Here is a 16,253-nt window from a genome sequence, read left to right as displayed (position 1 = left end):
CGTGCGTGGGTCAACCTCACCCGCGCAGGCCGTGCTCGAAGGCGAACACCACCACCTGCACGCGGTCGCGCAGACCCAGTTTGCGCAGCACCGCTCCGACGTGGGTCTTCACGGTCGACTCGCTGGAGTAGAGGCGGCTGGCGATCTCGGCGTTGCTGAGCCCCTCGGCGACGCACAGCAGCACCTCGCGCTCCCGCTCGGTCAGGGTCTCGTAAGCGGCGGGAAGCGGGATGGCGCCGCGAGCGCCTCCTTCCATCAGCGCTTCGAGGTCGTCCGGGGTCAGCACGGCGCTGCCGGCGTGCACGGTGCCGATCGCGGCGCGCAGGAACTCGGGGGAGGCATCCTTGAGCAGGAATCCACTCGCCCCGTAACGGATCGCGGCAGCGGCCCGCTCGTCGAGGTTGAACGTCGTGAGCACGATCACCTTCACTGCGTGGGCTCGAGCGGCGACGGCACTGGGTGCGAAGATGCGGCGGGTGGTCTCGACACCGTCGAGTTCGGGCATCCGCACGTCCATGAGCACCACGTCGGGTTGGGTGTCCTCGATCAGGCGGAGCGCCTCGAACCCATCGGAGGCCTCGCCAACCACCTCGAGCCCGGGGTCGGCGGCGAGACTGACCGCGACACCCGAACGGAACAGCGGCTGGTCGTCCACGAGCAGCACGCGGATGGCCCGAGTCATGCCGCACCCCTCGCTCGAAGCGGCATGCTGGCCGACGCCACGAACCGGTCACCGACGAGCGCCGCGTCGAGTTCGCCTCCGACGGAGGCGAGCCGCGCACGCATCCCCTCGACCCCGCTGCCGCCGGACCCGTCGACCGGTCCCGCAGCCGGGTTGCGCACCGTGATGATCAGGCGATCGGATTGCCAGTCCAGGTCGACGACGATCTCGTCTCCCGCTCGACCGTGCTTGAGCGCATTCGTCAGCATTTCCTGCAGGGTGCGGTACGCGACGAGTGCGAGGTCCGGCGGCAGGGGGCGCGCGGCTCCCGTGACGCCGGAAGCGACCGGGGTGCCCGCGGAGCGCACGCCCTCGATGAGGGAGTCCAGGTCGGTGCGGTCGGGCGGCGGCCCGGCGTCGCGCATCCCCTCGGCGAGCACGTCGCGCACATCCCGCAGCGACGCGCGCGCGGACTGGGCGATGCTCGCCATGGCCTCGCGGATCCTGGCGATCTCGTCGTCGCCGAGTGACTGAGCCGAGTCGGCCTGCGCGACGATCACGGCCAGTGAGTGGCCGACCACGTCATGGACGTCCCGTGCGAGCCGGGCCTGCTCCTCGCGTGCCGAGGCGAGTTGCTGCGCCCGCTCGCGGGCGTCCGTGGCCTCCCGCGCGCGGGCGCGCAGCCGCAGCACCAGGCCCAGCGCCCACGGCCCGGCGAGCAGCGCCGTCGCGAGCACGAACCCCAACCCGAGAATCGCCGGCGAGTTGTAGCCGAGGTCCGTCGCGGACGTCGCGATGCCCAACAGTTGCCACAGGCCCGACTCCTGGATGACCGCGGTGCCCTGATACGAGGCGTAGAGCAGCGCCACCGAGGCGCCGAGCGGAATCGACAGACCGCTCGCCCACACCGTGACGGTGCGACCGTATCGCGCCGCCCCGTACGCGACGAGCACCGCCGCGAGTTGCACCAGGGCGATGTCGAGCCCGCGCAGCACCTGCATGATGCCGGTGAGCCACACCAGCCCGAGGCCCACCGCCGGCGCGACTCGGAACGAGGCCACGGCGACGCCCATGAGCAGGGCGATCAGCACGGGCACCGTCGGGTCGTAGTACAGCACGCCCGTGGTGCGCCACAGTCCGAACGCCGCGACCGCGATCCCGAGGCCGAGGTCTACCCAGCGCGCGGGGGTCACGCCGGCACCGCCCGTCGACTGTGCATCAACCGTGCGATCGGGCGCTCCACGAGCATCCAGCTCGCGGATGCCGCCACGAGCGTGAGCACGATCGACACCAGCCCGGCGAACTCCGTCGTTCCGCGCAGCCAGAGCGTGAGCGGGTAGTTCCAGAGGTATGCCGCGTAGGACACCGTGCCGAGCAGCACGAGGGGTCGCAGCACGGGAGCGCCCACGGTGCGCCAGTCCCGCCATGCCAGCAGCATGATCGCGGTCAGCGCCGCGATGACCGGACCCCAGACCAGATAGGTGCTCGCATGACCCCGCAATGGAACCACGCTCACGGCGAGCAGCACAACCAGCGCGACGGGCCCGAGAGCGCCGCGCACCACGAGGCGGTCCCGCCACACCCGCGCCGCCGCGCCGATCAGCAGGCATCCCACCCACGACGTCGGCAGCGCGTAGGCGAGGTCCGGATGCGGCCACAGCCACACGAGCGTGGCCACGCACCCGGCGAGCGCGGCGAGGGATGCCGCGGCGAACAGCCAGCCAACGCGTCGCGCCCGCGCGGCCGCCACCAGCAGCACCGGCCACAGCAGGTAGAACTGCTCCTCGACCGCGAGGGTCCAGAGGTGGAAGATCGCGTCGCTGCCGTGGTCGAAGGGCAGGTCGGCCGTCCACGTCAACGCGACGAGCACGGTGCGCGGCAGCACCTGCCGGTCGCTCAGCGGGTCGAAGACGAGCGTGACGAGCGCGAACACGGCGACGAACACCACGAGCGCGGGCACGAGCCGGGCCGCGCGACGGGCGTAGAAGCCGCCGAAGCGCACCCCGCCGTTCCTGGCCACCTCGTCGAGCAGCACCCCGGTGATCAGATAGCCGCTGAGCGAGAAGAACATCACGACACCCACCACCCCGGCCCCCGCGAACTGCTCCGGGTAGGCGTGACGCAGCATCACGAGCGCCACCGCGATGCCGCGGATCAGATCGATGCTCTGAATGCGTGCTGCCGGCCGGATCATGCGGCGAGCGCGGTCTCGAGCAGGGTCACGAGCAGCTGGGGATACCCCAACCCCACCGCCTCGAACATCCTGGGCACCTGCGAGTGCGCGGTCATGCCCGGGGTCGTGTTCACCTCGTTGAGCACCGGCCCGTCGGGGGTGAGGAAGAAGTCGATGCGCGCCAGTCCCGCGCAGCCGATCTCATCGAAGACGGCGAGCGCGGCTCGCTCCAGAGCGCGCCGTTCCCCTTCGGTCAACGGGGCCGGCACCAAGAACTCCGGGTGCCCGCCGTACTTGCGCTCGGTGTCGAAGATGCGCCCGGTCGGCACGATCTCGAGGGGGGCGCCGAGCCGTCGCGAGCCGTCGGGCAGCTCGAGCACCGCGACATCCACTTCCCGGCCCGTGACGAAGGTCTCGACGAGCACCCGGTCGTCGAGACGCAGTGCGGCAGCGATCGCGGGCGCGAGTTCGTCGGGCCGTTCGACGACCGCCACTCCGAAGCTCGATCCAGCCGCCACCGGCTTGACCACCACCGGCAGCGTCACCGCGGGCAACGGGTCGCCTGCGCGCACCATCGTGGCACCGGCGGTCGCGACGCCCACCGAGTTCGCCACCAGCTTGGTGGCCCACTTCTCCATCGCGATCGCGCCGGCCGCCACTCCGGAGCCCACCGCGGGCACGCGCGCGAACTCCAGCAGCGCCGCGAGGCTGCCGTCTTCCCCACGCGGACCGTGCACGAGCGGGAACGCCACCTGGCACGACTGCAGCACCGCGATGGCGGCCGGCAGCGTGAGCGGGGCATCGGCGGCATCCCGCCAACTGCCGTCGCGATCGATCGTCAACCCGACGACCTCCATGCCCTGCTCGGCGAGCACCCCGCCGACGGATGCCGCGGAGGCCAGCGACACGTCGTGCTCGCAGTTCTCCCCGCCCCCGATCACCGCCACACGCAGCCCGCTCACGTGTGCACTCGCGTCACGCGTGAGCCGAACCCGGTCATCAGCTCGTGCGGGATCGTGTGCGCCCAGGCAGCCCATTCGGCCACCGTCGGTTCGCCCCCGTCGCCGGGACCGAGGATCGTCACCTCATCGCCCAGCGCCACCGCGGCATCGCCGACGTCGATCACGGTCTGGTCCATGGAGACGACCCCCACCACCGGGCGGCGCCGGCCGTGCACGAGCACCTCGGCGACATCCGCGCTCCTCGGAATGCCATCGGCATAGCCGAGTCCGACCAGGGCGAGCCTGGTCGGCGCGGTCGTCACGTGGCGGTGGCCGTACCCGACCGGCGTTCCCGCGGGCACGTCGCGCACATCCACTACGGGTGCCGTGAGTGTCAGCGCGCCCCGAAGCCCGCCGGCGCCGATCGGGTCGATGCCGTAGAGGCCCGCGCCCACACGGCTCGCGTCGAAGCGCGTGTCGGGTCGGGAAAGCGCAGCGGCGGTCGCCGCGAGGTGGCGGATGCGCGGACGCAGGCCGGCCCGACGCGCGACCACGACGGCCTCGAGGAACGCGGCGCGCCCGGCGTCGTTGCTCGGATGCTGCGGATCCTCCGCACACGGCAGATGCCCCATGACGCCGATGACCTCGACCAGGCCGCGGAGCTCGGCCGTGCGCGCTGCCCGCGCGAGCGCATCCCATTCGGCACGTGGCGCGCCCTCCCTGGACATGCCGACGTCGACCTGCACGTGCACCCGCGCCGGGGTCTGCGAGGATGCCGCGGCGGCGACCATTGCGTTCAGGTGCGCCACCGAGGGCACCGCGAGCTCCACGCGGGCGCGCACGGCAGCCTCGAAGTCGGCGGCGACCGGGTTCACCCAGCTGAGCACGGGCGCGGCGATGCCCGCCGATCGCAAGACCAGCGCCTCGCCGATCGTCGCGACGCCGAGGCGGCTGGCCCCGTGCTCCAGTACCGTGCGAGCGACCGCGACGGCGCCGTGGCCGAACGCGTCCGCCTTCACGACGGCCAGCAGCCGCCCACCGGTGAGTGCGCCGAAGGTTCGGGCGTTCGCCGCGATGGCGGCGAGGTCGACGCTGAGCGTCGGGGCGGTGCGGGGTCGGGCCGCGAGCACCGGCACCGCGCTCACGCCGCCGCCTCATCGGCGATCGCGCCGTAGATGGCGTGATCGGCCCCCGTCGCGAACGCCCAGTACCGGTCGCCGAAGCTCCAGTGCCACCACTCGGTGGGGTAGTTCACGAGTCCGGCGCCGCTCAGCACCGAACCGAGCAGCACCCGGTGGGAGCGCGCGAGCGCGTCGATGTTGTCTGCGTCGAACAGGCACGCATTGGCGCTCTCCTCCGGGGTGGCGTCGATGGGCGTACCCATCCAGAGAGGCCGGCCCGCGGCATCCACGAGTGTCAGGTCGACGGCGGCACCCGCGACGTGCGGGGCCACCTCGATCGGCGCGACGAACCGGCTCAAGAGCCAGCGCAGCGCCAGTTCGTCCAACTCCGGCTGCCGGCGGCGCAGCGTCTCCGAGTAGCCGGCGATGATGCGCAACTGCTCGCTCGCCGCCCGGTACCCCTCGCGGATCAGCAGGCGATGCCCGGCCGGCAAGGCGGCATCCGCACGCACGAGACGCTCAGCCACACCCGCGCGCACGGAGGCACCGGCCGCGTTTCCGCCCTCGAAGAGCAACCCGAGGGCGGTGAGGTCGACGAGCGGCTCGCCGTTGTCGCGGACCGGGATACCGGTGATCTCCGGGTCGGCAAGCAGAGTGATCATGATTCGACGCTACGAACCCGGCAGCGCCCGCGCGTCGGCCCGAGGTGCCGCGAATCGGTACCTGAGGATGAGCGCGCGTCGCGCGCTGGTGCCGGTGCCCGACATCCGACCGAGGGGCGAGCCGCCCGTTCGGGTGCTAGGTGGCGGGCGGTTCGACCGTCGCCATCGACCACCAGATGCCCTGACCGATCCCGTACACCGCCAGGCCGGCGCCGATGGCGATCAGTACGATTCCCGCGGTCAGGCGGTGATCCGCCCGCCCCAACCAGCCGATCGCGCGCTCGATGACGGTGACCATGCCGGGCAGGCGATGCCAGAGCAAGGCGACGAGCGCATACGGTCCGACCACGGCTGCGACGAAGACCAGGATGCCGACGGTGAAGACGAGCGGTTCGTGCAGCGCGGCCCGCAGGATGCGGTTCGCGACATACACGAGCCCGACGCCCGTCGCCGTGAGCACCGAGTTCGAGAGCCCGAATGCGAACACCCCGGCCGAGGCACCGCGCGACGGTCGCCGGTGAACTTCACGCGCACGGTGCGGCGGGTTCGGCTCGCGATGGCGGCGGACGAGCACTCCCACGCCGATGCTCGCGAACACGGCGCCGAACGCGATGTCGACCCAGCGATTCAGCAGCACCGAGGCGATGTCGCCCTGCACGAACCGCACGATGGTCGCCGGATCCAGCACCTGGCACACGGCGGAGACCAGCGCGATGCCGGTGAGCAGGCCGCCGCACAACCAGAGCACCTGCACGGTCGGCTGCACGGTTCGGCGCAGGATCGCGAGCTCCACGGCGTAGACCGTCGGCGACAGGTTGAGCGCGAGTCCGAGGCCGAGCAGGGCCACCAGCGGGCCGATCATCGGCACTGCCCGGTCACGGCCATTCCCCAAGCCTAGACACCCGGTCGAGGGGGGACTTGACGCCCGAAGATACAAGAGACGCACCCACGCCCGGAAACGAATGAAGGCGCCCCAGGGGGACGCCTTCATTCATTTCGGTGCGCGAGGGGGGACTTGAACCCCCACACCCTTGCGAGTACTGGCACCTGAAGCCAGCGCGTCTGCCATTCCGCCACTCGCGCTCACCGACGGTTCGCGAAGAACCGACATGCGAGATTATCACGCTGAGAGCCGATCGCCCACAGAGACCGTCCCCGGCACGAGCACCTCGGCGCCGACAGCGAACCGTCCGCCGCGTTCCCGATGGATGGTGCGCAGCACATCAAGGTCCTTCTCCACCCCGTCGGGCTGCGCGCGCGTGACCATCACGCATCGCCCGACGCGTTTGACGACCTCGAGTTCGGCACCGCCCACGCGCACGCGCGTGCCGACCAGGGCATCCTCGTCCGAACCCTCGAGCACGAGGTTGGAGCGGAAACGGCGCGCGTTCCACTCCCCGAGGGTGCCAGTGGAGACGAGGGAGACGACCGTGCGTTCCGAGTCGCGGAACGAGCCGTTCGCGCCGTCGAACGGCTCCCAGTCCGCCTCCGCCTCGTAGTCCTCGGGGCTCTCGTACCGCCGCGGACCCGAGTACGAGGTGCTGCGGAGGATGACCGGCCTGCCGAGCCACTCGCTCAGGGCCGCGTCATCCGAGGCCACTGTGCCGTCGGGCAGGGTGATCTCGAGGGAGCCTGAAGCGAGGGATGCCGCACCGAACAACAACGCGGGCTCACGCCGCGCTGTCAGGCCCATCCCCGTCTGCGCGTCGAAGATCGCGTAGCGTCGATCCCCTTCCACGCCCTGCGGGCCGAGCTCGGCCACGGGGAGAGTCTCGCCCTGCAGCGATTTGACCGGGTAACGCCAGATCTGAGCGACTCGCACGCCCCCTAAGGTACTCACAACGCCAGCAGCTAACATCGAGTGTCGAGCCGGGCGATGAACCGAGGAGTGCGTTGGGTCTTCTGGACAGCTTCGAGAAAGGTCTTGAGCGCGCCGTCAACGGCGCTTTCGCCAAGACCTTCAAGAGCGGTCTGCAGCCGGTGGAGATCACCAGCGCCCTGCGCCGCGAACTCGACACCAAGGCGGCAGTGGTCGCGCGCGACCGCATTCTCGTGCCCAACAAGTTCACGGTGCGGCTGAGCCGCGTCGATCACGAGCGCATGACCGCGCTCGGGCCGGCGCTCACCGACGAGCTCATCCAGCAGGTGCAACGCCACGCCACCGCGCAGCACTACTCCTTCGCCGGCGGCATCTCGGTGCAGTTCGTCGACGACCCCCGACTGAGCCAGGGCATGATCGAGGTGCAGTCGACGAACGTGCAGGGGGCCGTATCGTGGACTCCCGTGCTCGACATCGGCGGCAAGCGCTACCCCATCACGCACTCGCACACCGTGATCGGTCGCGGCAGCGACGCCGACATCACGGTCGACGACACCGGCATCTCCCGCAAGCACGTCGAGATCCTCTGGGATGGCACGCGCGCCCAGGTCAACGATCTCGGCTCCACGAACGGGTCGCTGCTCAACGGCAACCCGGTGAAGAAGGCCCCGCTGCCACCGGATTCGATCATCGACATCGGTCGCACCCGCATCGTGTTCCGCGTGCTCGCGCAGTCCGCCGAGGTCGACCAGTTCGCCGACCTGCGCCACCCCTCCACCGAGCGGTTCGAGCCGGGACGGGACCTCTGATGGGTGAGTTGACGCTGCTGCTGCTGCGCATCGCGTTCCTCGCGGTGCTGTGGGGTTTCGTCTTCGCCATCGTCTACGCCCTGCGCTCCGACCTGTTCGGTCAGAAGCCGCGACGGATGCCCCAGCCCGCCGGCGCCGCAGCGGCTCCACCCGCGGCCGCCCCCGTCGCCCCGCCGCGCCCCGCGGTGGTCGGGCCGGAGCCCACCCCCTCCACGGTCGCAACCCGGTTGGTCATCACCTCCGGCGCGAAGGAAGGGCTCGAGGTCGACCTCCCCGACGAGCAGTTGACCATCGGACGATCCAACGAGTCGGGCCTCGTCATCCGCGACGACTACACCTCCACCCATCACGCCCGCCTGCTGCGCTGGCCGGAGGGCTGGGTGATCCAGGATCTCGACTCCACCAACGGCACCTTCCTCGACGGAGTGCGCGTGATCGTGCCGACCGCGGTGCCGCTCGGGGTCCCCGTGAAGATCGGCACCACGAGCTTCGAGCTGCGACGGTAGCCGTGGCCCCCAGCGACAAGAGCGCTGCCGTCTCGCACGTCGGCAAGATCCGCGCCAACAACCAGGACAGCGGCTACGCCGGTCGTCACCTCTTCGTCGTGGCCGACGGCATGGGCGGGCACGCCGGCGGGGACGTCGCCTCCGCGATCGCGGTCAAGCGCATCGCCGAGACCGATCAGTCCTATCCCTCGGCCGCCGACGCGGAGTTCGCGCTGCGCAAGGCGCTGCTCGCGGCCAATACGCTGCTCGCCGAGACCGTGTTCGAGCACGGGGAGCTCACCGGCATGGGCACCACGGTCAGCGGCATCCTGCGCGTCGGCGACAAGGTCGCCCTCGCCCACATCGGGGACTCGCGCGTCTACCTGTTCCGCGACGGCGAGCTGCGCCAGATCACCAACGACCACACCTTCGTGCAGCGGCTCGTCGATTCGGGGCGCATCACGCCGGAGGAGGCGGCCGTGCATCCCCGCCGATCCGTGCTCATGCGGGTGCTCGGCGACGTCGACGCGGCCCCCGAGGTCGACACCGCGATCTTCGATACGCAGCCGGGCGATCGCTGGCTGCTGTGCTCCGACGGCCTGTCGAGCTACGTCAGCGATGACAAGATGTCCGCGATCCTGTCGACCGTGCCGTTCGCGCACACCGCGGCGGAGCGTCTGGTCAAGGAAAGCCTCGACGCCGGCGCGCCCGACAACGTCACCGTCGTCCTGGTCGACGTGGATGACACGGACGACTCCTCCAGCAACCCGCCCGTCACCGTGGGTTCCGCCGCCGCACCGCTGTCGTTCGAGCCGGAGTCGCAGCGTCGACCGCTGCGGCTGCCGAGCCTGCTGCTGCATCCGCTCAAGGCGACCCAGACCGACGACAGCCACTTCGAGCCGGAGTCCGACGAGTACCTCGACGCCCTCATCGCCGAGGACCGTCGACGCGCCCGCCGACGCCGCATCACGTGGCTGGCCTTCCTGCTGATCGTGGTCGCCGCGATCATCACGGGGCTCGTGCTCGGCTACCAGTACACCCAGCGGCAGTACTTCGTCGGGGCCTCCGGTGACCGGGTGGCGATCTTCCAGGGCGTGCAACAGGACATCGGGCCGATCGAGCTCTCGCACGTGGTCGAGACCACCACCATCCGTCTCGACGAGCTGCCCATGTGGCGGCGCGAGAGCGTCGAGGCGACCATCAACGCCGACGATCTGAGCGACGCCCGTCGAATCGTGGAATTGCTGTCGGATGCCCGGGTCCCGTAGCGCCGTCGGCTCGCCGGTCGAGGCCGGCCCGCTGTCGACGTTCACCACCACCATCCGGCTCAAGCTGCGCGTGCCCGCACGCCTGCGCAACCTCGAACTCGTGCTGCTGCTCTTCGCGATCGGCATCGACATCGCCGCGATCGCCCTCGTGCAGCTCGGAGCGCTCGGCCACACCGGGCTGACCGTGCTCTCGCTGATGGGGATGCTCGGCGTGCTGCTGCTGGCCATGCACGTCGTGCTGCGGGTCGTCGCCTCCGAGGCCGACCCGCTCATCCTGCCGATCATCACCGTGCTCAACGGACTGGGCATCGCGATGATCTACCGACTGGATCTCGCGGACGGACTGGTCGGCTGGGAGTCGGCCGGCATCCGCCAGATCGCGTGGACGGCCCTGGCGGTAGTGATCGCGAGCGGTGTGCTGATTGTCGTGCGCAACCACCGGGTGCTGCAGCGCTACCGCTACGTCGCCATGTTCACCGGCATCGTGCTGCTGATCCTGCCGATGCTGCCGATCATCGGGCTCACCGTCAACGGTGCGCGCCTGTGGGTGGCCATCGGGCCGTTCCAGTTCCAGCCTGGCGAGTTGGCCAAGGTCGCGCTGGCGATCTTCTTCGCCGGCTACCTGGTGACCGCGCGGGACTCGCTCTCCATGGTGGGTCGCCGCTTCCTCGGCATGCGCCTGCCGCGCGCTCGCGACCTGGGCCCGATCCTCGTGGTCTTCGCCGCCTCCATGCTCGTGCTCATCTTCCAGCGCGACCTCGGCACCGCCCTGCTGTATTTCGGGCTGTTCCTCGTGATGCTCTACGTCGCGACCGGGCGTTCGAGCTGGATCGTGCTGGGGCTGACCCTGTTCCTGGTCGGCGCGTTCGTCGCGAGCCGACTGCTGAGCTACGTCGGCGGCCGCGTCGACGCCTGGCTCGACCCGTTCAGCAACCAGAACTACGACGCCGACGGCGGCAGCTACCAGCTCGTGCAGGGGCTGTTCGGTCTCGCGGACGGCGGCCTGATCGGCACCGGGCTCGGGCGGGGCAGCCCGGACATCACGCCGCTGGCGGAGAGCGACTACATCATCTCGGCCCTCGGGGAGGAGCTCGGCCTCATCGGCCTGTTCGCGATCCTGGCGCTCTACCTGCTCTTCGTCTCGCGCGGCTTCCGCATCGGCTTCGCCGGGCAGGATGACTTCGGCCGCCTGCTCGGGGTCGGCCTCTCCTTCGTCATCGCCCTGCAGGTGTTCGTGGTCATCGGCGGCGTCACCCGGGTGATCCCGCTGACCGGTCTCACCACGCCGTTCCTCGCCGCCGGAGGTTCGTCGCTCGTCGCGAACTGGATCATCGCCGCCCTGCTGCTGCGCCTCTCCGACACGGTGCGGCAGCAGCCGCTGCTCGTGGTCGGCGAGGACACCGAGCCGAAGCTGGTGATCGGATCATGAACAAGGAGCTCAAGCGCGTCAGCACCGTGGTGCTGGTGATGTTCCTCGCGCTCTTCCTGTCGTCGAGTCTCATCCAGGTCGTCGCGGCCGACTCCCTGCGCGCCGACGGACGCAACGCTCGCACGCTGTACGCCAGCTACTCGGCAGAGCGCGGCCCGATCCTCGTCGACGGGCAGCCGATCGCGTACTCTGCGCCGGCCGCGGACGAGTTCAAGTTCCAGCGGGTGTACACCAACGGTCCGCTCTACGCGCCGGTGACGGGCTACCTCACTCTCAACCAGGGCAACACCGGTATCGAGTCGGCCCTGAACCAGTACCTCACCGGCACCTCGAACGACCAGTTCTTCGACCAGCTCAACGCCATCCTCACGGGGCAGAACCCGAAGGGCGCCGCGGTCGAGCTGACCATCGACCCCGTCGTCCAGCAGGCGGCATGGGACGCGCTCGGCGACTACGAGGGCGCCGTGATCGCGATCCGCCCGAAGACCGGCGAGATCCTGGCCATGGTCTCCAAGCCGACGTTCGACCCGAACCTCCTCGCCGTGCACGACACGGATGCGGCGATCGACGCCTACGACGCCCTGCTCGCCGACCCGCTCGACCCGCTCATCAACCGCACGCTGGACGGCGACCTGGATCCGCCGGGATCGACGTTCAAGCTCGTGGTCGCCTCCGCCGCGCTCGAGAGCGGGGCCTACACCCCCGACAGTGCCTTCCCGAACCCGGTGTCACTCGTGCTGCCGCAGACCGACTCCACGATCTTCAACGCCGACCGTGGGCCCTGCGGCGCCGGTGCCGAGGTGACCATCGCGACCGCGATCCAGCTGTCGTGCAACATCCCGTTCGCCGAACTCGGCCTGCAACTGGGCGACCGCGCCATCCGCGACCAGGCGAACCTGTTCGGCTTCAACGAGTCGATCGAGGTGCCGTTGGTGTCGCAGGCCAGCGTCTACCCCCGGGCGCTCGACGACCCGCAGACCATGCTCTCCGCGTTCGGCCAGTACACCGTTCGCGCCTCCCCGCTGCAGATGGCGATGGTCTCGATGGCGATCGCCAACAGCGGGGTGATCATGAAGCCGAACCTGGTCGAGAGCATCGTCGCTCCCGATCTGACCCCGATCGAGCAGTTCCAGGCCACCGAGTTCCGGCGCGCGATCAGCCAGCCGACGGCGGCGGCGCTGACTCAGATGATGGTCGCGAGCGTCGACAACGGCGCCGCGAGTGGTGCCACAATAGACGGGATCACGGTGGCGGGTAAGACGGGCACAGCTGAGAACGACGACGATCCCTACACCCTCTGGTTCACCGGGTTCGCCCCGGCGGAAGACCCGGAAGTGGTCGTAGCGGTAGTGATTCAGAACGGCGGAGGACTCGGGCAGAGCGGAAGCTCCAACCGGATCGCCGCTCCCATCGGTCGGCAAGTACTTGAGGCGGTGCTCAGCAGATGAGGCCCACGAGCGGGCTCACCTTCGGTGGCCGGTACCAACTGTCGTCGCGTGTAGCGATCGGCGGCATGGGCGAGGTCTGGCAGGCGACGGATCTCGTGATCGGTCGCACGGTCGCGATCAAGATCCTCAAGGACGAGTACCTCGGCGACCCGGGGTTCCTCGAGCGGTTCCGCGCTGAGGCGCGTCACGCCGCACTCGTCAACCACGAGGGCATCGCCAACGTCTTCGACTACGGCGAGGAGGACGGCAGCGCCTACCTCGTGATGGAGCTCGTGCCGGGCGAGGCGCTCAGCGCGATTCTCGAACGCGAGCGCGTGCTGCCCACCGACAGGGTGCTCGACATCGTCGCCCAGACCGCAAATGCGCTCCAGGCCGCGCACGCCGCCGGCCTCGTGCACCGCGACATCAAGCCCGGCAACCTCCTGATCACGCCCGAGGGCCGGGTCAAGATCACCGACTTCGGCATCGCGCGCATCGCCGACCAGGTTCCCCTGACCGCAACCGGCCAGGTGATGGGCACGGTGCAGTATCTCTCGCCCGAGCAGGCGAGCGGGCATCCGGCCTCCCCCTCCACCGACATCTACTCGCTCGGCATCGTCGCCTACGAGGCGCTCGCGGGCAAGCGCCCGTTCACCGGCGAGTCGCAGGTCGCGATCGCGATGGCGCAGATCAACGAGCGTCCGCCGGATCTGCCGGTCACGGTCGCCGAGCCGGTGCGCAATCTGGTGATGGCGTGCATCGCCAAGAACCCCGCCGACCGCCCGCAGTCGGCGGCGCACCTCGCGCGTGCCGCTCAGGCCCTGCGCCGAGGGGATGTCGCGGCCGCCGCCGCGGCGGTGCCCGGCGTGCTCGGCGGCGCCACCCTCGGCGCCCTGGCGCCCGCGAACGCCCAGGCCACCCAGGCGACGCAGTTGCTGCCGTCCGCCGGGGGTGTGAACACGCCGGGTATGCCGACCGAAGCCCCGAAGCGCAACCCGTGGACGTGGCCGCTCGTGGCGCTCGTCTCGCTACTGGCGGTGGTGCTCATCGGCACGATCATCGCGCTGCTGCTGCCCGGCGGCGGTGGCGATCCGGTGCCGAGCTCGAGCGCACCGACGAAGACGAACAGTTCGACACCGAGCTCCACTCCCACCTCGACGTTGGTGCCGCTCAACAAGGACGACATCGTCGGCCGCACGCAGCAGGTGGTGCAGGACTACCTCACCGGACTCGGCCTGCAGCTCGATGCCCAGGTCGGCCAGGTCGCGCCGTCCGAAGACCAGGTCGGTCTGGCCTACGCCGTCAACCCGGTCGGCAACGTGCGCAAGGGCGAGGTGATCACGGTGCGGTTCTACGCCGAGATCCCCGAGCCGGTCGCGACGAAGCCCTCCGCGGGCACCGTGGCCCCCGCACCGCCGTACACCGCCGGCGACACGGTGACGTTCAGCTGGACGACCTATGCCGGATGCCCGGCCGGGCATCCGCACAGCGGATTCAACGTGCAGGTCACCGGCGGCAGCGTGGACGGCCCGCCCTCGGTCGGCGCGGGAGCGACGAGTGTCGACGTGATCCTCAATGCGACGGCCGGCGGCCAGACCGTGATCACCTACACCGCGTTGTGCACCGACCTCGAGTCGCCGCCTTCCGATGCCATCACGATCACAGGTTCTTGACGATTTCACACTGATGGCGAGGGCTACACTGGCTGCAAGACTGTCCAGTGCACCAGGAGAATCCATTGATCGACGGCGTGGCTCAGGGCGTGCGGCAACTCGCTGGCCGCTACGACGTTGGTGACCTCATCGGTCGCGGTGGCATGGCCGACGTGCACGTCGGCACCGACAACCGCCTGGGTCGCAAGGTGGCCATCAAGCTCCTGAAGCCCGCGCTCGCGTATGACCCGGCCTTCCGCACGCGCTTCCGTCGTGAGGCGCAGGATGCCGCCAAGATGGCGCATCCGACCATCGTGCGCATCTTCGACGCCGGCGAGGAGACCGTGCGCGACGCGAACGGCGTCGAGTCGGTCGTGCCGTTCATCGTGATGGAGTACGTCGACGGTCGCCTGCTCAAAGACGTGCTCGCCGAGGGCCCGCTCGAGCCCGCCGAGGCCTGCCGCATCATCGCGCAGGTGCTCACCGCGCTCGAGTACTCGCACCGCGCGGGTGTCGTGCACCGCGACATCAAGCCGGGCAACATCATGATCACCACCTCCGGGCAGGTCAAGGTCATGGACTTCGGCATCGCGCGAGCGATCTCCGACTCTTCGGCGACGATCGCCGAGACCTCCGCCATCGTCGGCACCGCCTCCTACTTCTCGCCCGAGCAGGCTCGCGGTGAATCGGTGGATGCCCGCACCGATCTCTACTCGACCGGCATCGTGCTCTTCGAGCTGCTCACCGGCCGGCCGCCGTTCCGCGGCGACAACCCGGTCGCGGTGGCCTATCAGCACGTGAACTCGGATGCCGTGCCCCCGAGTTCCCTCAACCCCAAGGTCTCACCCGCGCTCGACGCCGTGGTGCTGCGTGCACTCGCGAAGGACCGCTTCGAGCGATACCAGTCCGCGGCGGAGTTCCGGCAGGACGTCGAGGCGGCCACAGCCGGCGAGGTGCCGCAACGCAAGGAACTCGCCGTCAACGACGCGTTCAACGCCACGCTCTTCGGCGTGAACCCGAGCGCCGTCTCCGGTTCCGAGGCGACGCTGCGCCAGTTGAGCGTCGACACGGACGACCGCGTGCAGCGCACCCAGAACCGACCGCCGGTCGCGTGGATCTGGGCGGGCATCGCGAGCATGGTCGTGATCATCGTCGCGGTCGTGTTCTGGACCTTCAGCCTCACCCCGCAGCAGCTCACCGACAACGTCGCGATCGACGTGCCGGACATCGTCGGTCAGAGCTACGTCGAGGGGGCGCAGGTGCTCACCGACAAGAAGCTCACCCCGCAGCGCTTCGACGAGCCCAGCGACGACAGCCCCGAGGGCACCGTGTTGCGCACCGATCCGGTCGCCGGAACGACCGTCGCTCCCGGCCAGGAGATCAAGGTCTACGTGTCGTCGGGCGTGCCGTCCGCGACGATTCCCGATGTCGCGCGCATGTCCGAGGCCGACGCGATCGCGGCGATCGAGGCCGCCGGGCTCAAGTACGGCACCACCACGGCCGAGTACTCGGCCGACCTGCCCTCGGGCACGGTCATCCGGTCGGATCCTGCCCCGGACGCGACCGTGAAGGTGCGACAGGGCGACACCGTCAATCTGTTCGTCTCGAACGGTCTGATCAGCATCCCGGATGTCGCGGGCCAGCCCATCAAGGACGCGAACACCACACTGAGCGCGCTCATGCTCACGATCAAGGTGGACGTGGACCAGGGCTGCAGCGGCGGTATCGTCGCCGGCCAGTCCATCGTGGGCGAGCAGCCTCAGCGCTCGACCATCACGATCCGGGTGTGCCCCTGATCGGCTGAGC

The 16,253-nt window shown here is 70.0% G+C and carries 15 protein-coding genes and 1 tRNA gene; 7 read left to right on the top strand and 9 right to left on the bottom strand.

All coding sequences use genetic code 11. The features are described from left to right. Nucleotides 1–16: 16 nt before the first annotated feature. The 9 genes from PYV02_RS01705 to PYV02_RS01665 form a co-directional block, all read right to left on the bottom strand. Nucleotides 17–682: a response regulator gene (locus PYV02_RS01705; RefSeq protein WP_275755554.1), complete on the bottom strand. Its 666-nt coding sequence runs from the start codon at nt 680–682 to the stop codon at nt 17–19. Next, on the bottom strand, nt 679–1,854 hold the full coding sequence (locus PYV02_RS01700) for a sensor histidine kinase (RefSeq protein WP_275755552.1): 1,176 nt from the start codon (nt 1,852–1,854) through the stop codon (nt 679–681). The genes PYV02_RS01705 and PYV02_RS01700 overlap by 4 nt, the downstream gene beginning before the upstream one ends. Further along, nucleotides 1,851–2,855: an acyltransferase family protein gene (locus PYV02_RS01695; protein ID WP_275755550.1), complete on the bottom strand. Its 1,005-nt coding sequence runs from the start codon at nt 2,853–2,855 to the stop codon at nt 1,851–1,853. Before PYV02_RS01695 ends, PYV02_RS01700 begins: the two co-directional genes overlap by 4 nt. Next, entirely contained in the window at nt 2,852–3,796 is a 945-nt protein-coding gene (locus tag PYV02_RS01690) for a D-alanine--D-alanine ligase family protein (protein WP_275755548.1), read from the bottom strand. Before PYV02_RS01690 ends, PYV02_RS01695 begins: the two co-directional genes overlap by 4 nt. Beyond that, a complete protein-coding gene (gene alr / locus PYV02_RS01685; protein WP_275755546.1) occupies nt 3,793–4,920 on the bottom strand; it encodes an alanine racemase in 1,128 nt (375 codons plus the stop codon). Before alr ends, PYV02_RS01690 begins: the two co-directional genes overlap by 4 nt. Continuing rightward, entirely contained in the window at nt 4,917–5,558 is a 642-nt protein-coding gene (locus PYV02_RS01680; protein ID WP_275755544.1) for a M15 family metallopeptidase, read from the bottom strand. Before PYV02_RS01680 ends, alr begins: the two co-directional genes overlap by 4 nt. Nucleotides 5,559–5,694: 136 nt before the next feature. Further along, complete coding sequence (locus PYV02_RS01675) at nt 5,695–6,420, bottom strand: hypothetical protein (protein WP_275755542.1); 726 nt, start codon at nt 6,418–6,420, stop codon at nt 5,695–5,697. 138 nt (nt 6,421–6,558) lie between these two features. Beyond that, nucleotides 6,559–6,641 (bottom strand) — tRNA-Leu (locus PYV02_RS01670). A 37-nt stretch (nt 6,642–6,678) separates the two neighbouring features. After that, nucleotides 6,679–7,380, bottom strand: coding sequence for an MOSC domain-containing protein (locus PYV02_RS01665; protein WP_275755540.1), 702 nt, complete (start codon nt 7,378–7,380; stop codon nt 6,679–6,681). A gap of 71 nt (nt 7,381–7,451) precedes the next feature. On the opposite strand from PYV02_RS01665, the gene PYV02_RS01660 reads away from it, so the two are divergent. The 7 genes from PYV02_RS01660 to pknB all read left to right on the top strand — a co-directional run bounded on the left by PYV02_RS01660 (nt 7,452) and on the right by pknB (nt 16,243). Then, the gene (locus PYV02_RS01660; RefSeq protein ID WP_275755538.1) at nt 7,452–8,186 is read left to right on the top strand and encodes an FhaA domain-containing protein; all 735 of its coding nucleotides are present in this window, start codon (nt 7,452–7,454) and stop codon (nt 8,184–8,186) included. Next, on the top strand, nt 8,186–8,692 hold the full coding sequence (locus tag PYV02_RS01655; protein WP_275755536.1) for an FHA domain-containing protein FhaB/FipA: 507 nt from the start codon (nt 8,186–8,188) through the stop codon (nt 8,690–8,692). Before PYV02_RS01660 ends, PYV02_RS01655 begins: the two co-directional genes overlap by 1 nt. A gap of 2 nt (nt 8,693–8,694) precedes the next feature. Further along, nucleotides 8,695–9,939, top strand: a complete 1,245-nt coding sequence (locus PYV02_RS01650) for a PP2C family protein-serine/threonine phosphatase (protein ID WP_275755535.1) — start codon at nt 8,695–8,697, stop codon at nt 9,937–9,939. After that, nucleotides 9,923–11,368, top strand: coding sequence for an FtsW/RodA/SpoVE family cell cycle protein (locus PYV02_RS01645; RefSeq protein ID WP_275755533.1), 1,446 nt, complete (start codon nt 9,923–9,925; stop codon nt 11,366–11,368). Before PYV02_RS01650 ends, PYV02_RS01645 begins: the two co-directional genes overlap by 17 nt. Then, a complete protein-coding gene (locus PYV02_RS01640) occupies nt 11,365–12,816 on the top strand; it encodes a peptidoglycan D,D-transpeptidase FtsI family protein (RefSeq protein ID WP_275755531.1) in 1,452 nt (483 codons plus the stop codon). Before PYV02_RS01645 ends, PYV02_RS01640 begins: the two co-directional genes overlap by 4 nt. Beyond that, entirely contained in the window at nt 12,813–14,468 is a 1,656-nt protein-coding gene (locus PYV02_RS01635; RefSeq protein WP_275755529.1) for a protein kinase domain-containing protein, read from the top strand. The genes PYV02_RS01640 and PYV02_RS01635 overlap by 4 nt, the downstream gene beginning before the upstream one ends. Nucleotides 14,469–14,533: 65 nt before the next feature. Continuing rightward, the gene (gene pknB / locus PYV02_RS01630) at nt 14,534–16,243 is read left to right on the top strand and encodes a Stk1 family PASTA domain-containing Ser/Thr kinase (RefSeq protein ID WP_275755527.1); all 1,710 of its coding nucleotides are present in this window, start codon (nt 14,534–14,536) and stop codon (nt 16,241–16,243) included. Nucleotides 16,244–16,253: the final 10 nt, after the last annotated feature.

Origin of the sequence: Antiquaquibacter metalliresistens, from assembly GCF_029211225.1 — a bacterium.
Taxonomy (GTDB): domain Bacteria; phylum Actinomycetota; class Actinomycetes; order Actinomycetales; family Microbacteriaceae; genus Rhodoglobus; species Rhodoglobus metalliresistens.
The sequence above is the reverse complement of the archived record's forward strand: the minus strand, read 5'-3'. Positions and strand labels throughout refer to the sequence as shown.